At 50.0% G+C, this 24,145-nt stretch carries 12 protein-coding genes; 2 read left to right on the forward strand and 10 right to left on the reverse strand.

The annotated features are described in order from the left end of the window. Nucleotides 1-99 precede the first annotated feature (99 nt). Nucleotides 100-465 (forward strand): response regulator, encoded by a 366-nt coding sequence (locus BMZ54_RS09660; RefSeq protein ID WP_089909846.1) that lies wholly within the window; start codon nt 100-102, stop codon nt 463-465. Here the strand turns inward: BMZ54_RS09660 and BMZ54_RS09665 are convergent. From BMZ54_RS09665 to BMZ54_RS09695, 7 genes are all read right to left on the reverse strand, one after another. Then, nucleotides 462-5,507 carry a CheR family methyltransferase gene (locus BMZ54_RS09665; RefSeq protein WP_089909849.1) on the reverse strand — a complete coding sequence of 1,682 codons (5,046 nt, stop codon included), beginning with the start codon at nt 5,505-5,507 and terminating at the stop codon, nt 462-464. The genes BMZ54_RS09660 and BMZ54_RS09665 overlap by 4 nt on opposite strands. 120 nt (nt 5,508-5,627) lie before the next feature. Further along, nucleotides 5,628-6,665, reverse strand: a complete 1,038-nt coding sequence (locus BMZ54_RS09670; RefSeq protein WP_089909852.1) for a chemotaxis protein CheB — start codon at nt 6,663-6,665, stop codon at nt 5,628-5,630. A 162-nt stretch (nt 6,666-6,827) separates the two neighbouring features. Next, nucleotides 6,828-8,267 carry an alpha/beta fold hydrolase gene (locus BMZ54_RS09675; protein WP_089909854.1) on the reverse strand — a complete coding sequence of 480 codons (1,440 nt, stop codon included), beginning with the start codon at nt 8,265-8,267 and terminating at the stop codon, nt 6,828-6,830. 65 nt (nt 8,268-8,332) lie between these two features. Next, complete coding sequence (locus tag BMZ54_RS09680; protein ID WP_089909857.1) at nt 8,333-9,139, reverse strand: helix-turn-helix domain-containing protein; 807 nt, start codon at nt 9,137-9,139, stop codon at nt 8,333-8,335. 270 nt (nt 9,140-9,409) lie between these two features. Beyond that, nucleotides 9,410-10,417: an ABC transporter permease gene (locus BMZ54_RS09685; protein WP_089909860.1), complete on the reverse strand. Its 1,008-nt coding sequence runs from the start codon at nt 10,415-10,417 to the stop codon at nt 9,410-9,412. Next, nucleotides 10,359-11,378, reverse strand: coding sequence for an ABC transporter ATP-binding protein (locus tag BMZ54_RS09690; protein ID WP_089909863.1), 1,020 nt, complete (start codon nt 11,376-11,378; stop codon nt 10,359-10,361). Before BMZ54_RS09690 ends, BMZ54_RS09685 begins: the two co-directional genes overlap by 59 nt. A 5-nt stretch (nt 11,379-11,383) precedes the next feature. Beyond that, on the reverse strand, nt 11,384-12,250 hold the full coding sequence (locus BMZ54_RS09695; RefSeq protein WP_202909196.1) for a COG1470 family protein: 867 nt from the start codon (nt 12,248-12,250) through the stop codon (nt 11,384-11,386). A 238-nt stretch (nt 12,251-12,488) separates the two neighbouring features. Between BMZ54_RS09695 and BMZ54_RS09700 the strand changes: the two genes are divergently transcribed. Beyond that, the gene (locus tag BMZ54_RS09700; RefSeq protein ID WP_089909868.1) at nt 12,489-12,923 is read left to right on the forward strand and encodes a hypothetical protein; all 435 of its coding nucleotides are present in this window, start codon (nt 12,489-12,491) and stop codon (nt 12,921-12,923) included. On the opposite strand, the gene BMZ54_RS09705 is transcribed toward BMZ54_RS09700, so the two are convergent. The 3 genes from BMZ54_RS09705 to BMZ54_RS09715 are packed head-to-tail and all read right to left on the reverse strand — an operon-like array spanning nt 12,924 to nt 24,110. Continuing rightward, a complete protein-coding gene (locus BMZ54_RS09705) occupies nt 12,924-15,584 on the reverse strand; it encodes a hypothetical protein (RefSeq protein WP_089909871.1) in 2,661 nt (886 codons plus the stop codon). A 14-nt stretch (nt 15,585-15,598) separates the two neighbouring features. Beyond that, complete coding sequence (locus BMZ54_RS09710; protein WP_089909873.1) at nt 15,599-16,132, reverse strand: DUF4402 domain-containing protein; 534 nt, start codon at nt 16,130-16,132, stop codon at nt 15,599-15,601. A gap of 4 nt (nt 16,133-16,136) precedes the next feature. Then, nucleotides 16,137-24,110 (reverse strand): T9SS type A sorting domain-containing protein, encoded by a 7,974-nt coding sequence (locus BMZ54_RS09715; protein ID WP_089909876.1) that lies wholly within the window; start codon nt 24,108-24,110, stop codon nt 16,137-16,139. Nucleotides 24,111-24,145: the final 35 nt, after the last annotated feature.

Consider the following 24,145-nt stretch of genomic DNA (forward strand, 5'->3'; position numbering starts at 1 on the left):
TAAATAAACCTGCTAACAAAAAACAATTTAACTTTATAATCAGAGTAGTTATACGAAACGGGCAGCATACTCAACAATTACCTCCCAACCTCTCCCTTTATGAGTAAGATTTTAGTACTCGATGATAATGAGGCCATTCTGGATGCCATTCATTTTATTCTAAGCAGAAGAAAGATAGAAGTAGTTACTATTACCGACCCTGCTTTGCTGATGCCGTCTCTGCAAATGCACAAACCTGACCTGCTGTTAATGGATATCAGCATGGGCTGTTATGACGGCAGGGAGTTATGTTACCAGCTTAAAAGCTCACCTTCAGAAAAGCACTTACCTATTGTGCTATTTTCCGCTAAAAGCTATACCCCGGCATCTATAACGGCCTGCAAGGCAGACGCTTTTATAGAAAAGCCCTTTCACATTCAAAAGCTTTACACCGTGCTGGAACAATTGCTGCCGCAGGAGGCTTAGATAATATTGCTTTTATACGGGAGGGTAACAGTAAACACGGTGCCTTTACCTTCTTCACTTTCTACTGCAATAGTACCGCCATGCCGTTTTATTATACCTGCTGTAATATACAGGCCCAATCCCATACCGGGAAACGTTTGCTGCTGCATGTTCTGCACCCGGAAAAAGCGGTCAAACACTTTCTCCTTCAATATTTCCGGTATACCAATGCCAAAGTCCTGAATGCTGATACTTACCTGCCCGTCTGCTTCCGCTGTTGTAATAATCACATCGCCGCCTTTGGGTGAATATTTAATGGCGTTTGACAGCAGGTTGGTTAACACCTGGTTTATGTGCTCACGGTCGGCGGTTATAGGCTGCAGCTTTTCCTGGCGTAAAATGAGCCGGTGTTTTTTTGAAACGCGCTGCAGGTCTTCAACCCGTTCGGCTATCAGCTCATTTAAATCAAACTGCTGAGGAGTGAGGGCCAGTTTTCCTTCTGCTATTTTGGTAGTATCCAGCAGCATGTTTATGAGGTCGGTTAAATGATTTATCTGCACATCCAGTTTTTTCATCAGTTCCACACTTTGTTCGTCCTGCGCTTCCTGGAATATTTCCTGCAATATTTCTGTATAGGCCTTAATACTGGTGATGGGGGTTTTAAGCTCATGGCTGGCAATGCCTATAAAATCTTCCTTCTGTTTTTCCAATGCTCTCCGCCGGGTAATATCCAATACTACGGCTACAGTAGAGCTGTGCATACCGGTATGGTCCCGCATGGGCGCCACACTTATGCTGGCCCATAATATGGAGCCGTTTTTCCGCCGCAGCCGTTTTTCAGTTTCAAAAGGTTTTCCGTCGGCCATCAGCCATCTGAGGGATTGCCGGCTGGTTTCCTGGTCTTCATCTGTCAGATCCCAGATGGCTTTACCAATGATCTCCGGTTCATCGTACCCCAGCATTTCCAGGAAGGTTTGGTTTGTGAACAGTAAGATCCCGTCAATGGTGGTACGGCAAATGCCGGCAGTGGTTTGGCTTACGATGGCCCGGAAACGTTCTTCAGAATCGCGCAGGGCCTGTTCGGAAAACTTACGTTCCATAAGATCGGCGGCCTGCCGGGCCAGCACATCCAGTATGTGTAATGCTTTTTCTGTTGGTGTGTAAGGTGCTTCCCAGCAGTTACTGATCATGCCTACCAGGTCTCCGTTCCTGGTCACAAGCGGGGTAGATTGCATAGCGCGGGCGCCCAGGTGCCGGTAAGCTTCCTGCTCCTCTTTTCCCAGCTGGCTGGTAATGGCATTAATATCGGGAATAATAACCCGTTCTTTTTTTGCAAGGGCCTGGCCAAATATATGCACTGCATCCGGTGCTACTGATTGCCAGCGGGCAGCAGTATCGTCATCAAATCCTTTATGGGTCAGTAAATGCAGCTGCTCTTTTTCAGGGATATAGAGCTGTATGCAGCCGGTGTCTGCCTGCATAATGGCCAGCGCAGTATCCAGTATGTGCTGGTACAGCAGATCGCTTTTATCTTCAACGATCATCTGGCTGCTAACCTGGTGCAGGCGCTGCATGTTTGCCAGCTCTGTTGCCAGGGTAGATTCACTTTTACGCAGGGCCTCTCCGGCCCGCGCCCGCTCTATGCACAGGTAAATACGCGGGGCCAGGTCCTGCAGCAGCTCCTGCTCATCCGGCCGCCATATGTAAGGTTCGCTTTTTTGCAGCGTAATCATAAACAGCCACTTTCCACCGCTTACAAAAGGCGCCACCAGCTGGGCTTCCGCGCCTAAAGTTTTAAAGGCAGCAGCTTTACCGGCGGTATAACGGCTCGCATTTATATCGTTAATGGCATATACTTTACTTGTTTTCAGGAAATCGCCGTATTCGTCATTTACAAAATCAGATAACTGCTGATTGCCCAGTATACCCGGCAGCGCCGGCTCATGTTTATCATAAATGTTTATAACAAGATCGGAGGCTTCATTTATATAGGAGAAATTAATGCGCGACAAACCAAAGCGCTGGTACATCTTTTCTCCTATGCTGTTCATAATTTCTTCCGGTGAGGTCAGGTTTATAAAATCTGCACCGATATCTGCCAGGAAAGCTACATTGGCTTCTGTACGTTTGCGTTCCGTGCTATCATTAATAACAATGGCAACCAGCACGCTGCCTGGCCCGCCTATCCTGGAAAAGCGGATCTCAAACCAGCGGTTTACAGCGGTAACATAGTTTTCGATGTATACAGGTTCCCCCGTTGCAGCCACGGCGGCACATGCCTCCAGCCAGCGCTGCTGCAGGCCCGGCATCACGGTTTTCCATGCGGTTTGTCCCTGGTCAAGGCCCTGCTTTAACCCCGTCATTTTTTTAAACGCCGGATTTGCTTCCAGCATATGATAATTAATGGTGTTGCCGTTTGCATCCTTTATGATCTCGCAAAGCGCAAAGGCTTCATTTATGGAGTTAAACAGGCTACGGTAGCGTTCCTCACTCTTGCGCAGGGCTTCCTCTGCATGTTTTCTCTCTGTAATTTCAAAAAAAGTGATCACCACCCCGTTAATGAGATCTTCTGAAGTACGGTATGGCAGCAGGCGCATCATGAACAGGCGCCCGTCTGCATTGCGGATCTCATGTTCTACCGGCAACAGCTTATCCAGCACATACTCTGCATCTGCCATCAGGTTGTTATAAGACAGCCGGTGTGTAATATCTGACAGGGGGCGGCCAATATCATTGGGTATCAGGTTAAAAATGCTGCGTATAGGAGGGGTAAAAAGGGCTATCCTTAAACTGCGGTCCAGGAAAATAGTACCTATGTCTGCTGATTTGATCAGGTTTTGCAGGTTATTATTGGCCAGGGTGGTTTCTTCTATGCGTACTTTCAATTCCTGGTTCACGGTACGCAGCTCTTCGTTTATAGATTGCAGCTCCTCCTTGCTGGTTTCCAGCTCTTCGGCTGCGGAGCGCAGCTCTTCATTCATAGCCTGCAGCTCCTCGTTAGACGCTTTCAGCTCTTCTGCGTGGAACTCATGCTGCTCTACAGATGCGCGCAGCTGCGCTTTTACCCGCATCAGCTCTTCTTCCAGCTGCCGGGCTATCGGCTCGTCCGTGGTAAGCACTACTTCCTTTTTTGCTTCTTCATCGGCCGTTCTTTCAAACACAACCAGTATATATCCTCTGGCCTTATCGTCTTCCCGTAATACGGGCCTTACATGTATGTTAATGGTCTCCGTCCGTTCCTCAACCGTTACTTTTAATCCGCGCGCTTCCACAGGCATTTTACGCTGCATGGACTGGTAAAAAGCAGATCGCAGCTCCAGCCTCAGCTCGGGTTTTATTAACTTTAACAGGTTCTGCGACGGCTCGCCGCCTGTTATCTGCAAATAACGGCCGGCCCGTTCAGACAAGTGTACTATATCATATTCCTCATTCACCACTACAGATGGCGGGGCATATTGTTCCAGCAAACGCTGGTGCAATTCACTTACGGTTATCCGCTCCATATTACCCTGTGCGCGCTCTATTGTGCTGTTGGGCATATCCGGCTGCTTAAACTGGAAGGAGGGTACTGATTCCGGTACAGGATATGCATGCAGCTTCAAATGCCGGCTCTGGAAAATGTGGTGTTCACGGCTGAAAATATTATACAGGTCACTTGCCCCGGTAGCTGATTCAGAGGAGCCCAGGAACAGGAAACCACCTGGCCTTAATGCAAAATGGAAGGTTTCCATTACCCGTTCCTGTGCTGAATGGTTCAGGTATATAAGCACATTGCGGCAGCTTATCAGGTCAAGATGGGAAAAGGGCGGATCTTTAATAAAATTATGGCTGGCAAACAGGATCATTTCCCTGATCTCCCTGCGTACACGGTAACCATCGCCTTCTTTTACAAAAAAGCGGCGCAGGCGCTCCGGTGGTACATCTGCAGCGTCATTGATGGTATAAATACCTTCCCGTGCCTGTGCAATCGCGGCTTCGTCTATATCTGTAGCAAAGATCTGGACCTTGGGCATATTTGCCGTACCAAGCGCTTTTTCGGCGCATAACATGGCCAGGGAGTAGGCTTCCTCACCGGTAGCGCAACCTGCCACCCAAATACGTAACTGATCTTCCGGCTGCTTACCCTCTATTATTTTGGGCAAAATATCCCGCTCTATAGCATCAAAGGCTTTACGGTCGCGGAAAAAATTGGTAACAGATATCAGCAGGTCTTTAAGTAATGCTACAGTTTCTTCGGGGTTAAGCTGTATATAGTCCGCATAGGAAGGCAGGTCCGGCAGGTTGCGGATATTGATCCGCCTTTCAATGCGGCGCAGTAATGTCGGACGCTTATAATTGGAAAAGTCATGCCCGGTACGTGTACGCAGCTGCGCAAAGATCTCGCGCAAAGCATGCTGCTGCGCTTCCGGCCGTTTTTCTGTATCTATGGGTATCCTGACGGTATCCAGGCTTTCTTTATATGCAATGATCTTTTCGGGGATAGCGGCCACCGGCATTACATCATCCACCAGGTCGGTGGCAATGGCATTACGGGGCATTTCATTAAACTCCGCCTCCCGCGGGTTTTGTACAAAAGCAGCGCCGCCATTTTCTTTAATACGTTTAAGGCCCATAGATCCGTTTGCGCCGGTGCCGGATAATATTACGCATACTGCACGGGGCCCGTGTGAGCTGGCCAGGGTGCGGAAAAAAATATCCACCGGCGCACGCCTGTCCTCCACTTCCATGTTAACAGAAACCAGGATATGCTCATCCATCATGGTCAGGTGCTGATTAGGCGGCACCACATAAACATGATCGGGTTCTACCCTTGTTTTTTCCGTAACCTTTATAACCGGTATCCTGGAAACCTGCTGTAATAATTCTGATAACTTGCTGTCATGATCCGGCGACAGGTGCAGTATCACAACATAAGCCATACCGGTGCTGGCAGGTACATGCTCAAAAAATTCCTTCAGGGCCTGCACACCTCCGGAAGAAGCGCCCAGCCCTACTATCAGGAAGTCGTCCTTACCAGGGCGCCCGGCCAGCAAATTATCGGAATCAGGATTGGAAGATTTCATATGTTAAACTCGTTCAAATATAATTGTGCTAACTACGGCCAGCCAGCGGCCGCAATATATTAATATATTATAGTTACTGCACAGGTACGACATAAATTTTGGGAACGCAGGGGAGAGGAATCAGGATGGGTGTTCGTTATTGGACTGTTGTTCAATACTGTCTATGCTTAGCTGCTCATGATCTTCAACGGTGCGCCGTACGATCTCCGCACGCTGTTCTGCATCTTTTGCTTTCTGAAAAAAGGTGGCGGCCAGCCTGGGTTGATTGAGCTCCGCAAAATGATCGCCCATATGATTTAGTAACATGGCACTTTCCTGTACGTTGCGGACTGCACTCCATAAGCTTTCCTCAATACGTTCTGATATGGCAGCCAGCAGGCTGCTGGCTGAGAAAGCATGGCCGGTATGGCAGCGGAAACGCAGGCGGCCATCCTCATTCAACACCGTTAACACGCCGTGGCATTCAGGACAGGTATAAGGTGTAAGGTTGCCATATTCCATGATATTGTGTTTTAAGCTTTCTTCATCCAACGCTATATTGATCTCCAGTTCCGTAGTCTTGTCCTGTATAGCTGTTCCATTTACTGTTACCTGTTCTTTCACCAGCTCTGTTAATAACTTACCCATTTCTTTTATTGGTACAACATAATCGGCCTTTACGGCCCGCAACGCACTTTCCGGCATAGAGGAAACTTCCGCATCTGCCGGATCCTGCACTACTGCCAGGCCTCCGTATTGTTTTATGGTCCATAAACCTGCTGCGCCATCATCCAGCGCACCGCTAAGCACAACGCCAATTACCTTTTCCCTGTAGGCAAATGCTGCAGAACGGAATAAAGGGTCGACCGCGGGACGGAACCGGTTTTCCTTGGGGCCCCGTGTTACCCTTACGACTCCTTTTTCCAGCATCAGGTGAAAATCCGGCCGGGCTACATATATCCGGCGTGTTTCTACAGGCTCCATGTCTATTGCATTAGAAGCCGGCAGCGTTCCCAACTTATTCAGGTTAAGCGGTAACAGGCCCTGTATGTTCGGCGCCATATGCCAGACGATGAAGATAGCCGCGTTCAGGTCTGCCGGTAAACTGGCTACCAGCCGTTTAATAGCCTGAAAGCCGCCGGCTGAGGCGCCAATGACAATAATGTTCCTGTTACTCATTAATGCTGCAATTGTATCGGGGAATTTACCGCAATTATCATTCCCTTAAGTTTTTACTAAAAAAGGCTGCTACGCGTATGTAGCGGAATCTTCCAGTTGGGAACAGGTGGGATTGCGGGCGGTGCATACCGGGGAAGAACTTCCCGGAGCTATGCGTATTATTCAATAAACAATAATATCGCTTTTTGCGGGCCCTACTTTTTTATACGGATCATTGAGGAACTGCTGTATGAAATGCTGAAAATCCCGGCCGCCTACGCCATGTCCGCGTTCAGTGAACAGCAGCCGCTGACTGTTAGGCATGTAGTGATGGATCATATCAATATAAAGCGGCCTGCAGGCATTATCCAGCTCCCCATCGGCCAGCAATGCAGGCTTATTGGAATAAAAAGGTTGTTTGGTGCTGGCCTTAACGGGGGATGATGCCCAGCAATCGCACATGGCGTTGTAAACATCATTTATATGATAACCCTCCATGTAAGGGTAGGCATTATAAAGCTGATGCATCACGCTTTCATGGTTATAGGCTGCCTGATCTGCACAGTATACGGAGATCCGCATGCCGGAAGGCCCCCGGCCATACAGGAACAGATCGTCCAGCAGCTGTTTCATATAGCCGTGATGGTTTCCTTTAATCAGCTCTGTAACAACAAAAGCTAACTCTTTCTGCTGACCGGAAAGATAGTTCTGGACAATATCCAGCAGATCGTTCCGGGTGTATTGAATGTTGATGGTATCTGTGGTGCCCTTTTCCAGGTAAGGAATGTAAAAGACCTTTCCTGCAATGGAGGTAAAGTATTGCCGGAACTTTTCCATCAGGTTGCCATATAAAACCTTATCTGCTGAATCCTTTTCACAGCGTGCGAATAATATGGTAAGCGCTTCATTAAAATTAGCCGGTTCATCTTCATCAATATGCACAAAGGTGGGCAGCGGGGAATCCAGTATCAGAGAGCGGATGCGGGAAGGATCATGCTGCAGTACCGCCAGCATAAGGCCACCGCTGTAAGAAATACCCCAGAGATTAACGGAATCAATACGCAGGCTGGTGAGCAGGTCGTGGATGTCAGCCACTGTTTCGTCTGTATTATAAGCGGAAAGGTCAATGCCACGGGCCTCCAGGTCTTTCCTGTACTGTTTTACACCTTCAATCACCATGCTGTCTTTATTAAGGTTTTTCCTGTAAGCGATTTTAATGGCGTTTGCCAACGCGGGGCCGTAGAGGTTAGGCTGTGCATAATTGGTACCTCTTTGCTCAAACGCAATACAATCCCGGTCATTAATAATGTTGCTGCCGGCGGCTCCTGCTGCCCAACCCAGTGAGCTGCCTCCGGGACCTCCGGTAGTGAATAGCAGCGGGTCTTTCTTTTTATGCGGGTTTTTACTTTCCACTACAATAAACGGGAGCTGAATTGTTTTTCCATTATTCTTTTTCCTGTTCTCCGGCACTACCAGGTAACCGCAGCGGGTTTTAAAGCTGCTGTCTATTTTAACAGGGCAGGCACAGGGAACAATGGCTGGCGTATAAACCGCTTTTTGCTGAGCGCGGGCAGCTGGTACGCAGCAGCAAAAAGCTATAAACATCAGGAGTACAGGTTTCATCCGGGAGCTGTTTTAATCAAAAGTAGAAAGGAGGGAGAGAATATGGAAGGTAAAAAACGGACATTTTAAAGGGAGCCGTTCATACTTTGGCCGGTGAACCGGATCATTTCCCTGTAAAAATGGCTCATATCATAATAGCCATAGTTGCAGGGAGCAAAGGCTTTTTTATTGGCTACATAAGCTGTTAAAGCCATTCTTGCACGCAGAATGGAAAAGTATTTTTTAGGGCTGATACCAATGATATTATTAAAATACCGGTTGATGGTTTTGGAGGTCACAAACATTTTTTCTGCTGTTTCACCGGTATTGTATTGCATGCTGCCACCGTGGTAAAGATCAATGCTATCCTTTACCAGCTGTATATAATGATCCTTTGTTTTTTTTCGGACGTAATTCAGCAGAAAGTATTGTTGCAACAGCTGCATCCGCTGCTCAAAGGAAACGGCTGTTTTAACCTGCTGAATAAGCGCGGGAGGTATAATGTGCTTTAATGCCACTACCTGGCTGATGAATTTTGCCTGTGGGATGCCTAAAATACGCTCCAGGCCTCCGGGGAAGAACTTAACCGTGAAGATATGATCTGAGGGCTGGTTATAACGGGTTACAATGGAGTCCCTTAAAACAAGTACATCCTCTGCAGGGTGGATCATATGGCAATCTTTACCGGTAACCAAATGATAGGGTGCGCCCAGGTTGATCCAGATGGTGGGCGTCCAGCTGGGGAACATTTTTACTGTAAAACATTCATTGGCAGCATGCAGGCTGGTGGCTGCAGGGGAGGATTCAGAGAAGAACTCAATGTAATCAGACAGCTCCGGGCAAGGGCCGCTAAAGTTGTATAGCTTCCTGATATTGTCGAAGATCTCAACCATCCGGGAAAGGAGTTTTAACGGCTAAATGTAAAGAATTGACCGGAAAGAATGTAAAATGTAAAATTTCAAATCTTAAATGTAAAAGTAAAATGCCGTGATACCGGGCACAGACCCATGTTCATAGCATTTTACTTTTGGCTTATCCCGTTCATAAAGTCTTTTCAATGGCCTCTATGAACCTCCTTCACCGGTTTATTTCGTTCATAACATCTTTTCAATGGTCTCTATGAACCTCCTTCGTCGGTTTATCATTTGAAATTTTACATTTTCTCAGGTCCTGATCTCCCTTCTCATGAATAAATAATAGGAAAGCGCAAAGCACACTACTGTTGCTGCTATCAGCCCGCTTACCTGTGGCCATACCACCAGCAGGCTTTCCCGTATTGATAAGGGCGAAGGGATGGCGCCTGCCATCTGTTCCATTGTCAGCGGTCCCAGACTGCGCACGGAGGGCATTAGCAGGGTGGTAGTGGCATCGGTATACAGCTGGCTGGGTACCAGCCGCATAATAGTGATGATGGCGCCATTGTAAGATGCCACCTGCTCCTGGCTTAAAGTGCCTGGATCAGGCAGGAATGCGCTCACAACGATCCGTAAAAGGATCTGGTAAAATACTGTAAAGAATAACCAGATGGCAATGGCGGTTAGCGCGGAAGTGGCGGTTTGCCGGAACTTCACGGATAAAAGAATGGAAAGGTTCAGCCAGAAGGCAATATAGATCACGCTGAGGGCAGTGAAGCACATGATCCTTATAAACTCTGAAGGCTCCATCTTAACACCGGTTGTTATAAGCCCGCCGCCGATCATTAAAAGACTGAGTGAAAAGAATAAAATACTGACCACAATGAGGGAGGCTGTAAATTTTGCATTCAGCAGGGAATCCCGGTAAATGGGCTGCGCCATCAGGCGGATGAGCGTACCATTGGACTGCTCCGAATTAATGGCATCAAAGCCCAGGGCAATTCCCAGCAAAGGCCCCAGGAAACCAATAAATACATGGAAGGGTGGTAATGATCCGTCGGTGATGGTGAGCAGCTTCAGGTAAAGGAATAACCTGTCCGGATCCTGCGGATTGGCGGTAGCCCTGCCTATGTTGGTAAGCGATACGTACAGCGAGCCAAGGAAGGTAACCAGTATAAGCCCCGCCAGTATAATGAACCGCCAGCTGCGTACCTGGTCTGCCACTTCCTTTCGTACCATTACAGAAAATGGGCTGGCATTATTGCTTTCCCCATTTGCCGGTAAAAGACCTTTTAAAAAAGCCGGTTGACTTTGCATTGGGAATATTTTCCTTTAGATTATTTTCAAAATAACGTTGATAGATCTCATCGAGGCCGTAAGTGCGCTCCTGTACACCGGTTACATCATACCCGTTGTGGACGAAGAAGCGCACAATTTCGGGCGTAATATTTTCCTCTCCCGCAATCTGTGCGCTGTTGGCGGATAAGGTTACCTGCTTCACGGCAGGCAGCGCCAGCAGCTGCTCCTGCAGCAGCGCCGTTTGTTCCGGCAGCTTTTTAACAGCTACGCGTACCTCATAGGGCGCTGATCTGAACAGGTTAGCGGCCAGCGTTTCAATATTGCCCTCTGCCAGCAGCTGGCCACCCACGAAAATGCCTACACGGTTACAGATCTGCTGTACCTGGTGAAGGTGGTGTGATGATAGCAGGACCGTCATTCCCTGCTGCTGGTTCAGCTGCCGGATAAGCTCCAGGAAATCCTTTACCCCGGCCGGGTCTATGCCCAGGGTGGGCTCATCCAGGATAATCACTTCCGGCTGGCGGATCAGCACATCGGCCAGGCCTAAACGCTGTTTCATACCACGGGAAAAGGTGCCTGCCTTTTTATGCAGCGCATCTTCCAGCCCCACCTGCTGCAGCATATCGCCGGCACGCGCTTTCACCTCCTTTTCCGGGATGCCGTTCAGCCGTCCTATATATACCAGGTTTTCCAGGGCGGTAAGGTCATTGTAAAAGCCAACATTGTCGGGCATATAACCTACCTTCTTCTTTACATAGATAGGATTGCGGGAAGCATTTACCCCGCAGATATGTGCCTCGCCGGCAGTAGGTTCCGTTAACCCCAGCAGCATCAGGATAGTGGTGGATTTGCCGGCGCCGTTAGGGCCCAGCAGACCGAAAACCTCTCCCTTATGGATAGCCAGGTGCAGATCATCGACGGCTTTAAGGGAACCATAGTGTTTGGTTAGCCCATGGATCTCAATGATTGGTTGTTCCATAGCCTTTACCTCCTGCCATATTTACGGATAAGGTAATAAACAGCTCCTAACGCCAGTAATATCACCAGTATGCCTATCCACCCGGTAAGCAGGGAAGTTTTTACCGTCATTCGGAAGGATGCGGTAGCGGTGGAATAGTTATTCTTAACGGTAAAGTTGGTAACATAATCACCTGCAATGGTTTTATCAGGTACCTGCAGGGTGGTTACCACCTCTGTTTCCTTACCCGGGGCCAGCTGCGCAATGGTGGCCGGTTCAAAGGAGGCCTGCCACTGGCTGGGTGTTTGGGAGGAAAGGGTTAGATTGTCAAGCGGGATGGTACCCGTGTTCTTCACTACCAGGCGGATCTCTTTACGGCTGCCTTCCGTTACATCATCACTCAGCCTGCCGGTTGGTGTTGTAAGCTGCACATTGTAGGTGCCCTTTACCACGGCTTCCAGGGCTAGTTTGGAAGAGTCCATGCCGGTTACGGCCACCACGGGAATGTCGTACTTCGCCGGCTTTGCTTCCGGTGTGGGACTGATCTCTACCTGTATGTCCTGCGTCCGGCCGGAATCAATGTTGATGGACGTTACCTGCATACCTTCTACTTTGAAGGAAATGCCCCAACCTTCAGGCACCTTGCCTGAAAGCCGGAAGATACGCGGTACAGGGGCTGCATTGCGTAATTGAGCGTTGTAGGTGAATGTGGTGTTGGTTGCGGCTTCCAGGTTCATGAGCCTTGCGGTAAAAGGTGGCGCTGAACGGTTGGCTGTTTGCGCGGCGGCATGGCGGCCGCATAACATTAGTAAAAGGAAGCTTGAAAGAAGGATACGTGGACGCAGCTGAATAAGCCGCCGATGCAGTTTTCCGGTAGTTAAAATTGCTATCATAGAATTAATAAATAATAATTAGTCCTTTATGAAATAACAGCTATTTATTTTCCTACAGTAGAAATGTTTTTTTTAAACAGCGCCAAATTAATGGTGAAATTTCAAACCATTTGCTAATAAAATGTGAAAATTTATTCAGAAAAGGCATGAATGTTGGTTGAGGTTGTAAACAGCTCCGGGAGATCTTAGAGGCGCCGGTGGAATCAATAACCTTGTTTAATTTAAAGGAATCATAAAAATGAAGTTTGTTTTAGCGGGTATTGCCGGTACTGCGGTTATGACGGGTTTTGCTTACCTGTTATCTTTTCTGGCTAATAAAAACTGGCGGGTGATACATGTGCTGGCAGCGGTGCTCAGCGGACCACGGTTACAGGTGCAGCCCTTGCCTTACACACGCACACGATTGATAATAGCAGGTGTCGTTCATTATGTCATAGGTGTCTTATTTGCTATAGCGTACCGTATGCTGGTTGATGCGGGCGTTGTCAGCTACACATTTACCAGTGCGGCTTTATATGGAGTCGCTATTGGTGTTTTAGCGATGCTGGTGTGGCGGATTACTTTTGCCCTGCGTTATAAACCGCACGGCGTTCAGCTCTCATCTTATCTTCCTGTTATTGGTAGCGGGCATATTTTATTTAGCCTGGTGATGATGGTGGTTTTGCGTTTGTAACTACCACGCTTTCCCAATGGCCCCTGCTTCACGCTCCACTATAAACCGCAGCCCATCTATTACATCGCCTTCCTTGTTTGCAGAAATATGAAATGGAAGAGAAGCAGGAGTGCAGAGCAGGCCCAGTTTTTTTAATTGCTCCGGATCTATCCGGGCGGTATATGCTCCGGGGGGTAAGCCCATATAGTTAAAGAAACCATCTGTTTCTGTTAAGGTGCTGGCTACCATGCTGGAATCCGGCCGGTAAAAGCAAACCCTGATGCGGCCGAGACCTCTTGTGGTTTCGCTTTCATGCAAAAGCACCTGGCCCGATACTTCTCCTACCACCACCACCGGCACTTCAATCAGCTTTAGCTGGTTAGGTACTACCACCACGCTGATCACCTGATTTTTTGCCCGCCAGGCAATATTGTCAAAATTACTGTTGCTCAGGTCCAGGTAATAGGTGGTATAGGGTTCCATATCCTGTACGCGCAATGTGGTATCCTGCCGGTTCTGGAATACGCGCCCGCCATTAACGGATAGCCTGAGCCCCTCTGCTTTTGGTTCGCCCTTGTCATGCTGCCCGTTCCCGTTCAGGTCCAGGAATGCCTGCAGAATAATGCCTCCTGTGCCTACCATGCTGCGGTTGCTTACACCGGTATAACCGGTTTTACCATCATATACCAGGCTTCCCCTGGCAGATTCCACTACGGTAGTAGTGTGGTTGCTCCGCAGGATGGAAGCTCCCATTTGCCCGAAAGAAAAATCATACCGTAAGCCCAGCTGGAAATTACTGATCTGGCTCCTGTAGTTTTTTTCATAAGATGCATTCAGGTACCCGTTACGGAAAAGATATTTCCCTATTTCACAGCGGGCAGATATCAGCCTGTTATCAGTGTAGGCATATTGTACCTGCGGCATCACCAGGAATTTCCCGGGGATCCGGAAAGAGAGGCCCAGGTTGCTGTAAATGAAAGGCTGATCCTTGCCTACCATTACTGCATATGTGGTAAAGTTGGTGCCTACCCTTAATATGGCGCCGGATAACAGCAATTCCGAAGTAGTGTATTTCAGATCCTGGGAAACGAGCTGGTTCAGTGTTAAACGAGTGAACATGGAAAAGTGCTGTCCGAAGAAAGGTTTGGCCAGCATTATTTTGCGCTCTTCCCGGAAATTATAAATAATAGCCTGCTGTCCTTTTTTATAGCGCGTGTATTGAACGTCTACCTGCAGGTTGGAGCGTGTGCGATAGGTAAGGATACCCTGTGTTCTTACATTATGTGTGTATTCTCCGTTAAACAGCAAGTTAGTGGCCATGCGGATGGAGGTGGTTACAAAAGGCATGGCCGGGTTTGTGGGAATGGAGGAAAGGTATTCCGCTCCTGCGCCTATTGTTATATGTCTGGTGGCCCCGTAATTCATTTGTGCGCGCGAGAACCGGCTGCTCAAACTATCTTCTACAAAACCGGCGCTGGCAGTGTATTCAAATTCATTCTTAGGCAAGAAATTAAACGGGATGCTGATGTTCTGTTCCTGGATCCGCTCTTCGCCAAAGGGGCCATAAAAACGCAGCCGGATCTGGGAATTGCCATATACCAGCGGCACATCAAAAGTATAAAAGCCTGCGGCATCGGCTACCGTGTAATCCACCAAAGCATTGTTCACATACAGCTCTACCGTCCACCCGGGTTCTGTAATGTTACTTAATGTATAGGTGCCAAAGGAGCGGCGGTAGGTGGTAGGCGCATTGGTGAGCTGTACGCCCACTACAGGATCAAAGATGGAGGAGATGGATTGTGTGAAGATCTTGCCCGCAATGATCTGACGCAGTGCGCGCTGGTCATTATCTACATACCGCCAGCGGTAAAATTGCTGCCGCTGGTCAAAGGGGCGGATCTCTTTTACATCTTTGTCGGGTGCTATCTGCTGCTGTACGTAATTGTTATAGTTAAGGGAGGCCGTGGCCTCGCCACCCGCAATGGTAGCGCCTAATCCGAGGTTCACCCATATATCGCTGGCCTGCGTGCGCTGGTTAGCTACTACCGACCAATCGGCCATTCCAAACCGGAAAAGCGGGTAATCGCGTTTGATCACCGTATCAGCTTTCGCCTTTCCATTCAGGCGGTTTATGTTCTGCCGCATCAGCGCCAGCCGCATTTCCCGCACAGCGGGCAGCTCCAGCCTGGTATTCATGTTCACGGAAAGATTGCGGAAGTTGAACTTACATGGCAGCCCGAATACTTTCCCGAAATATTCCAGCCTTAGAAAAATGGAGGTTCCCGATACGGCAAGGTCCTCTTTATGCAGCCTGTAAACATGATCACGATAGTGTATTTCATTTTTTGCCCGGTCTATCAGGTAAAGATCTTTCTCGCCCAGGAAATACCCCGATAAGGAATCACCGGTAGCTGAGCGGTTGTTCCGGACCTTTATAAAATCAAATACATCCGTAACAGAAAGGTAGGCGGTATCTCCATTGATCAGTGCAGGCACTTCCAGCCCGCCAACGCCCTGTACTACCAGGAATACAGAGGTTTCAAAGAGGATGGGTTCAGGCTCAGGATCCTTATTATCCGCCGCATACAACAACATCCGGCAACAGCATAACGGTAACAGCAGGTACAGCATTTTTATGCTGCTATACCTGCTGTGTATGATGTTGTAGATGCTGTTTATCATGCTGCCGCTTTATTTTATTCCTGTATGAAGGTTACGTTGAACGTACCGCTGTAGTTCCCTACGGGGTTGGCCAGCGGGCTGCCAACAATCAGTGTTCCGCCAATGCGCACCTGCGTACGTGCGGGTGGAGTAGCGGTGGCAATGAACGGACTGCCGGTGCTGGAAGCGCCTATCTGCAGGGTGAGTGTGCCGCCGTTGCTGCCGCTAAGGGTTGCATTGGGGCCATTCATTATTGAGATGAGCGTACCGGGATTGGCTTCCACTTCAAAAACCGCAGAAGAGAAGGGATAGCCAAGGTTGGCCTGTACAATGCTGCCGGTTACAGAGCGGGAGCCATCCGGATATATGATCACCGTGCCACCGGAAGGGCCCTGGAAAAATGCGCCGAATATGAGCCCCTGCGCGGGGTTTACATAGATTGCGATAGGACGCGGCGGCGGCTCCTGCGCCAGCGCCGGCAATTGCAGGCAAAACAGGCACAGCGCCAGGTACAGGCATTTTTGAAAGCCCGGTTTGTGAAATATGTTTTTGCCGCTAATTCCGTTCATCAGATCAGTTATGAATGAATACTTTTTTTGAAACTACCTGTTGTTTTGTATGGAAATTCACGATGTATATACCGTTGCTATACTGTGATCCCAGCAGGTGCCGCCCGTTGCTGTTCAGCTCTTTCCTGAACAGCACCCGCCCCTGCAGGTTTATAACGTTAATGGTACAACGTTCATCGGGTACCTTATCAAAGTATCCGAAAAGCTGCCCGTTTATACTATAGGCCTGGAAGGTGGCGCTGCTACCGTCTGGCACGGGTGTAATACCTTCTTTTTTAAATACCAGGGAGAACCGGTTCTTATAGTCGCCTGCTTCCAGGTACAGCCGGTAACTGAACTGACTGGAAAGCTCCTCTGTTGTGCCGGATACGGAGTCGCGCAGGTAAATATGCCACCCCGGTGGTATTCTTTCCAGGCTGGTAGTATGGAACGCTATCATACCTGCACGTTCTGTGCGCAGCTGCAGCGGTATAACATCTGTGCTGTCCGGCTGTGCAGGCCATGCACAGATAGAGATGGCCTGGTCTGCAGCTCCCTGCACAAAAAGGTTGGGCACCTGCGGATTGGTGTTCAGTATTTTTAGTGCATCCCTGTCCGTGTCAAACGCTTTAGAAGCGCCTGTTTCAAAATAGATCACAACCGGGTCTGCGGTAAAACCTTCATCTGAAAAACCGGCGCTCAGCCGCAGCAAGGGGGAGGTGTTCGGCTTTTCCCGGTGGAACACCGGCGCTGCGTCATTCACCCGTGCATTATTGTTGACAGATAAGGTGCCGGTTACCGGGTAGGCGCCATTGCTCACATGCACAAAAAATCCCTGCATGGCCGGGATAATGTAAGTGGCTATGCCGTTGCTGGACACCCCGTTTATATAGGAGCTGTAAGTGCCGGTGTATTGATTTGTGCTGCCTGCATCAAAATAGTAGATGGCATTGTCAATGTTAGTACGCGTCCAGCCACTGGCAGCGGTCCAGTCTATAGGTGATGGATAGGGGTTGCCTGCAAGCTGGAAGCCAAGTGTATAGGGCTGGTTGTGGTTAAGCAGGGTAAGGCTTACCGTACCATTATTTACTACGCCTGTTATGTCCACTGTCAGCGGGGTGGTGGCGGCGCCAAAATTGGCAGCATACCCCCGTAAGGGCACAAGCGGGGACGCCGTATTCGTATAGGCGGTCCAGCCGGAAGAAGCCTGGTTCTCCTCATAACGGTAAAAGGCGGGGAAAGCGGCCCCCAGGTTTATTTCGTTGGCAAACTCGTTCACCGTTGCGGCCTGGAAGGGAGAGCTGAAATATTTATAGCCAAAACGGGATGGCAGGTAACGCTGCATGGTAACATTTCCCAGCACCTGCCCGCCGCCGGAGCCATCTATTAATGCGGTACGTGTGGCCGTAGATGTTAGTATGAGATAACCGCCGGTGTTCAGCTGCCCTGCAGTAACTTTCAGTACGCCGCTGATATTAAGTGTACCTGCCAGCGTAACGCCTGCCGTATTATTGATAGTGAGGTTCAGGATAGTATTGGTGGCCCAGGTGTTTGCCGGGATGGTTTGTGCCGCCGTGCCATTCATCTCAATGCTGCCATTGGCAGCAGTGAAGGTGCCTGTGCTGGTAATGGCGCCGCCCAGCTGTAATAATGCGCTGCTAACGGTAACGGATGCACCGGTTTGTATGCTGAGGTCCTGCGCGGTAGCTGTTCCCGTGTTAATAAGCGGGTAATTGGTAAGGCCGGATGGTACGGTCACATTGGTGGCTGCAGTAGGTATGGCCCCGGTAGACCAGTTGCCGTTCACAAACCAGCTGGTGCTTACAGCGCCGGTCCAGGTAGTGGCTGTTGTGAGCTGCGCTACAACCAGGCTGCCCAGCGCAGTTACCCCGGTGGCCGTAATGGAGGTGGAGGTTGCTGTATTGGTGCTGGGCAGCGACCATGTAGTACCGTTGTAGTTACCTGCTTTAAGGCTGGTTGTAACAATGCCTGCATCCATATCTCCGGCTACCCAGTTCAGGGTTACGGAAGCCGTAGTGAAAACCGTACCGGTGTTAGTGAAGGACCAGTAGCGGTTAATACTTTTAAGCGCATTAAGGCCCGAAGAAGCAATAGCAGGATGGTCTGAGGATACTGTTACGGCCTGCAGGCTGCCACCGGTTGATATCGACGCAAAAACAGCGGTGGCAGGGGTATAATTTAAGCTGTCGCCTATCTCAAATGTTCTGCTGATGCCGGATCCGGTGGCTACCTGCTTTTGAAGGTTGCCGTACACCCAGCCCGTTGCCTGTGCGGCATTGGTTACACTGCCGCCAGTTGGTATGATCACCACATTACTGCTGGTACGGATGTTCCTGCCTATAAAGTTCAGGACACCGTTAATGGTAATATTGGAAGATAAGTTGACTAAACCGGCTGTTTTGTTAGTGGTGAAATTCTGGAAAGCGCCGGTAGAAAATACCTGCTGCGTACCGGTACCGGCAAACACCATGGTAGAGCCGGTGCTGGTAAAAGCGCCGCTGGTCATGTTCCAGTTGCCGCCGATAGTATCTGCAAAGCTGCCCGGCACAAACGTTCCGTTGGATAAGGAAAAGTCGTTCAGGATCTTCAGCACAGCGGCAGCTGTTTTGGTGCCGGCCGCTGAAATGGTCAGATTGCCGTACGTTGCTGCAGCTGAAACGGCTTGTGTTACGCCGGCGTATTCAACGGTGCTGAGCGTATCCAGGTTATATGTAGTGAATACCGGCAGCGTGTTATTGCCGCGGATGATAAGCCGGGCATTATCATCGATGTTAAAGTCACCTACATCCTGGGTAAGTGTAAAAGTTGAGATGTCCAGCGTGCCGCTGGTAATATCCAGTGAAGCAACGGAGGTAAGGTTTTTGGACAGCGTTACAGTGCTGCCGGCATCTTTTGCCACTTCCAGCTGGGCCAGCGTAAAGGAAGTTTGTGTGCCGTTGATCACAGCTGCTGCTGCACCGGTCATAACCAGGGAGCCGGGTGTTGCGGTAAAAGCAGTGCTGCTGCTGTTAACGTTGAAATTCCTGCTAACGTTGAAATCCGATTCTGCGGTGATACTGCCGGTAATGGTGAAATCATAAAAAGTTGTACCCGGGCTGCCTGTAATATACCCGGCGGCTGCGCTCATGGTGAAAATGGAGGTGCCTCCGTTCAGGGTGCCGTTGCTCTCAATATCTCCGCCAACAGTATAGGTATTGCTGCCTGCATTAAAAATGCCGGTATTGCCGATCTGAAAGTTTCCCCCGATATTCCAACCGGTGGCAGGCGTTACGCCGGCCGTGTTGGTAATAACCACATTGTTTAAAGCGGTAGGCGTGCCGGTAACGGCTATGGCGCCTGTGCCGCCGAATAATACCGTACCTGTGCTGGTAAAGCCGGTGCCGGTTAGCTTAATGGTTCGCGCGGAGGAAGGCCCGAAGAAAAGCGTTCCACTGCTGGTTACCGTTCCGTTATTTGTAAAGCTTCCGAAAATGTTATGGGTACTGGCGCCGCCGTTAAAGGTTGCGCCGCTGCTGATGTTGAATGCAACAAATACATTCCATCCCACGCTGGCGGTAACCCCCCCGGTATTATTGACATTGAGGGTGGCGTAAGAGGGTGAGCTGGTAGAGTTCAATACCGGCGAAACACTGCCATTGAAGTTAATGATGCCGCTGGAGTTAGATGTAACGGCATTCACAAAGCGGATGGTTTGCAGGCTGGTGCCGCTGAAAGTGGTAGTGCCGTTGCTTATAAGCGAACCGTTGTTGGTAAGGTCTCCGTTAATAGTAGCCTGGCCGCTGCCGCCGTCAAAAGAGCCGCCCGTTGCAACCAGCAATAACCCGTTGTAGTTAATGTCGCTGCCTGCTACTGCATAGCTGCCAAATACCGTTACCCTGTTAAAGGTAGTGTTGCCGGTTATGGTCTTACTTGTTCCGTTCAGTGTTACCGTGCCGGTGGAGGGGGTGTAAGTACCGCTGTTGACCCAGTTTCCGTACAGGTTCATGGTAAACCCTCCGCTGTTTAAGGTGGCGCCGCTGTTGATGGTAAGGTCGCCGTTCACGGTACTGATGGCACTGAGGGTTTTTGCATTTGCGCCGCCGTTGCTGAATATAAGATGGCCATATGTTTGCCCGCCTGCCACGGTTTGTGCAACGGTGCCATTGTAATGCACTGTGCTGCTGCTGTTCAGCGTATATACAGAGTAATTGGCCGGGAAATTGTTTGCACCGCCTGCCAGCAGCAGCGTGCCTGCGGCCAGCGACATAGTGCCGCCCAGGGAGCCGCGGTTAGCAGTAAAGGAAGACAGGTCCAACGTGCCGGATGCTATTGACAAGCTACCGTTTACAGCCAGGTTGCCTGTGAGGGTAGCGGTACCGGATGCTTTGTTAATATTCAGGTTGTTGAAATTGGAAGCAGATATACTTTGGGCGCCGGAAGCGGTAAAATTAACGGTGCTGCCTGCGGGTGTAAAAGTGCCGCTGTTAGCCCAGTTACCATTAACGGTAATATCAGCGCTACTGCCGCCGAGCACTGCGCCGGAGGCAATGGTTACATTGCCGGTAATACTGGTGGCAGCATTCAGGGTAAGGGTACCGGCTGTTACGGAAAGGTTGCCGTTAACAGTTGCAGCGGCGGTGGTAGTGGCTGTACCGCCGGTTTTCTGAACAACCAGGTTATTGTAGGTAAGACCCGCCACGTTCTGTGCGGCAGTGCCGTTGTAGGTAACCGTGCTGCTGCCGGCAGTAAAGCTGCCGTTGGTATACGTATAGTCGCCCCCGATATTCAGTGCGCCGGCGCCGGTGAAAGTAATATTGGCTCCGCCGGAATGTGTAAGCGCGCCTGCTATATTTACCGTGCCGGACCCGGTATTCAGGTTGATGGCGTGCCCGCTTACACCGTCGCTTAGCGCGAGGCTGCCATTGACAGTCATCGTTTGGTCATTAACGTTAAGCGTATGCGTTGCGTTGCCCGTCCAGGCGCCGGTGATATTACCCTGCGCTGTTAAGGAGCCGCCGGCTGCAAGCCCCAGGGTTACAGCCTGTACGCTGCCCAGGGTAATGCTCTTAACTGTAACGCTGCTGCTAATGACAGGCTGGTTAGTAAATGCTGCAGTACCGATCTCCACGATATCGTTTGCGCCGGGGGGAGTAGTGGGGGCTCCCTGCACGCTGGTCCAGTTGGCGGCGGTAGCCCAGTTGCTGCTTACAGAACCGTTCCACCTGACTATATTGGCGTTATCAGATAAGCTCCACCTGCCGGTTGCGCTCAGCAAGCCGCTTTGCTCTACATAATTGGCTGTTGTGCTGTTAGCTGTTTTTCCTACCGTGCTCCAGCCGCTTCCGGTGTTCCGCCATAATCCTATATTAGCTTCCGCATTACCATTCAGCTCATTATCCTCGTAATGCAGCCGGAGCGTGACCAGTGATAAGTTCAGCAGTCCCGTCATGGCAATGGAGTATTCCCGGTTAACGCTGCCACCGGCAGGGAAGTCGCTGACAGCGCCGGATGTTACAGATACGGTGATGGCGGTAAGCGAGTTTACGCCGGTTAATGTGATGGTATTGTCCGGGCTTTCAAATGCGTAGGCTGTTCCAAGTGAAAAACCATGCTGGCGCCGGATATTTCCCAGTATAATACCACTGCCGTTCCGGGTAGTGGTAATGGTCAGCGTATTGGCGCCTGTTCTCAGGCCGCCGTTTGTCATGTTCACTACATCGGCTGTTACATTGGCTAATAAGGTTACGTTCTGGGACGAAGTGGTTTTATTTACCGTTAGCGCATTAAAGGTAGTGACCCCGCTGATAGTAGTGCTGGAGGTACCTGTCATTGCTACGGTGCTGCTGCCTGCAGTATAGGTGCCGGCATTTGTCCAGTTGCCCAGGAGGTTATGCGTAAAGGAAGATCCGTTGAAGGTGCAGCCGCTGGCTATATTAATATCACCGTTAACAGTAATAGCGCCACCGGCGGTTTTAGCGCCTGTATTGGATAGCAGGAGGTGGTGATAAGTACCGGCATAAATAGTTTGCGATGTGGTACCGTTATAGCTGATGGTATTAGGTGTGGAAGTAGTAACATCAAGCACGCCGCTGCTAACAGTAAAGGTGCCGGCAATACCCATAACAGCGTTGGATGAAAGCCGCAGGGAAGTACCGGCAATGGTGGCATTAAAAAGATTAGCTGTGCCGTTTAAGCTGCTGGTGCCGGTAAAGGTAATGGTACCGGCAGTGGCCGTAAAGCTGCCGCTTACATCCAGGAAAGCATTAATGGAAAAAGAAATAGCAGTGGTAACTGTACCCTGGGGCTTTATGGTGCCAAACGTAATGCTGCCTGCACCGGAAATAGTTTTGCCGGCGCCCAGCATATCCACCTCTCCGCCTGTGCCATTGAAAGTGCCTGTTACGCTAAGATTACCATTCAATGTGATAGTGGTTGCCGCACTTACTGTGCCGCTTATAACAAGATTGTCGAAAACGAAGTCAGGGCCCGATATTGTTTTAGAAGCACCGGTCATAGTTACGGTGCCGCCTGTTGTATGGGTGAAAGAACCGGGCTCTATATCGGCCAGGTCGCCTGCTATGGTTATGGCGGCGTCCGGGGTGGCGGTGATCTTGTTGGCAGCAATGGTGAGGTTATAAAAACCATGTGTGCCCGTGCCGCTGATCACGGAACCGGCTCCGGTCATCCTCACGGTGCTGGTACCCCCGCTGAAAGTGCCCGCTATTGCCCAGCTGCCTGCAACATTGTGTATAAAACTGCCACCGTTAAAGGTAGTGCCGGCGCCAATACTCACGCTGCCATTCACCGTAATATTGGAAGCGGCCGTAAAACTAACGGCAGTAGCGCCACCCTGGGTGCTGGTTAAATTACCTTCTATGGTAAAAGCGGTGCCTGGCATTGTTTTCACGGCTGTTCCGGTTGATCCGGTGAGCAGCAGGTTACCATAGCTTTGCGGGGAAACGGTTTGGCTGCCACCATTATAGCTCACCGTACTATTCAGGCTCAGCGCATTGGTACTAAAGTTCGCCGGGAAGTTACCGGCGCCGCCAATTTGAAGGGTTGCTCCATTGGATACACTGAGCCCGCCTCCTGCAACAGTAGTGCCCCTGTTAGCGGTGAACGTGGAAAGGTTAAGGGTACCTGAAAGCACTTCAATGCGCCCGGTAGCGGCGGTGGTCGCATTCAGCGCATTCAGGTTTGCAGAAGGTGTTTTTATAGTGCCTGCCCCGCTTACACGCAGGGTAGAATAAGTAAGGGTAGGGAGGATAGTTTGATTGATCAGAGTGGCGCTGTAGGCCACAACAGATCCTGCGCTTAATGTAACAGCGCCCGAGAGCACGTAATTATCCGTAAAGTTGGCGGCGGTCACATTTAATATGCCGGTAACATCCACGGTCAGGGTGGTACCTGTTATTACGCGGGGCGTGGCATTTTCAGCGGGGATAAATGTGCCGCTGACCGTAAAGCTATTGGAAACACTCATGTTTGTATTCAGGGTAACGGTGCTGCCGGCGTTCACGGCCAGCCTTCTGAAGGTGGTGGCTACTGCGCCGCCGATAGATTGTGTAGTTCCGCCGAAAGCTACCCTGGCATTGTTCTGGGTAGTGGTATAGGTACCTGCATTGTCCCAGTTCCCTTTTACCGTAACAGTAACCCCTCTTTGGGTAATAGTGCCTCCGGCCTGTATAGTAACATTGCCTGCCACCGTTAAGTTCTTGGCTATTGTTAATACCGGTGTGCCGGTTGTGCCGATGGTAAGGTTCTTTGTAGCTGAATTTGTGCTTATGGTAGGCTGATAAGGTCCTGTGAAGCTGGCATCGCCAACAGTAGCGTCCACCGAGGCAGTGGGAATGCCTGCTGTCCAGTTGGCGGAGTTATTCCATGAGGTGCTGGCTGTGCCCTTCCAGCTGGTTTGGCTAAAAGACAGCAGAGGTGAAAACAGGAGCGCGCCCTGTATAATGACCGTTGAAAATGATAATTTATAGTTCTTACTATTCATTTTTATATGGTGAATGTAGCAGGGCGTGACTGCCG

Origin of the sequence: Chitinophaga rupis, from assembly GCF_900109685.1 — a bacterium.
In the GTDB taxonomy this organism is placed as follows: Bacteria; Bacteroidota; Bacteroidia; order Chitinophagales; family Chitinophagaceae; genus Chitinophaga; species Chitinophaga rupis.